The organism is Aeromonas rivuli (genome assembly GCF_000820045.1).
GTDB lineage: Bacteria > Pseudomonadota > Gammaproteobacteria > Enterobacterales > Aeromonadaceae > Aeromonas > Aeromonas rivuli.
In genome coordinates, this window is the sequence record NZ_CDBJ01000049.1 from 1 (window position 1) to 898 (window position 898).

1 pseudogene is annotated in these 898 nt (G+C 50.0%); it reads left to right on the forward strand.

From position 1 onward, the window contains the following. Positions 1-218 precede the first annotated feature (218 nt). A pseudogene (locus tag BN1130_RS21665) lies at positions 219-898 on the forward strand (IS5 family transposase); the annotation flags it as partial.

Below are 898 nucleotides of genomic sequence, written 5' to 3' on the forward strand. Positions count from 1 at the left end.
GGATGATTAGACCACTACATGATCTAGCGCCATATCAACATCTGTGGACTGGATAATTCGAACATTCCTTGGACAACGCCTAAATAACTGTTCCGAATAGTAGATCACTGGAGGAGGGGAACTCAGTCCAGTTTGTGCGATCTCATTAGGGGCTGTCGTCTTTAGCTGATGAATTTCAGTACAATGCCCACCCCGCCAACGTAAAAATGTATAGCCACATGACAATACCAGCACATCGCCGCCACGATATTTCCGACCGAGTATGGGCATTACTCGCTCCTCATCTACTAGGCCAAAAAGGCCAGTGGGGGCGTGTCGCTCGTGATAACAGATTGTTTATTAATGCTGTTCTCTGGATCTTGCGCACTGGCTCACCTTGGCGAGACCTGCCCCCTGACTACGGTGACTGGAAAAACACCCATCGTCGGTTTTGCCGTTGGCGCGACAAGGGAATTTGGGCTCGACTCCAGGAACGTCTGATAAAAGAACCGGATTATGAATGGCTGATTATCGATGCCAGTCATATCAAGGTCCATCCGCATGCCAGCTGGGCTCAGGGTGGTAACCAGGATATGGGCATCACCAAAGGGGGCTAAACAGCAAGATCCATTTGGCAGTTGACGGACATGGCATGCCGATAAAATGCATTATCACGTCGGGGACGACAGCAGATTGTACGCAAGCAGCAACCTTGATTGGCGGCTTGGAAGCGGCGTATTTATTGGCCGACAGAGGATATGATACCAATGCGCTGATAGCCTTGGCCAAAGGCAAGGGAATGGAGCCAATCATTCGCTCGAAGCGTAATCGCACGGAACAGCGAGAGCATGACAGGGAACTTTATAAAGCAAGACACCAGGTGGAAAACGCCTTTTTGCAGGCGTTGTTTCCCAAATCA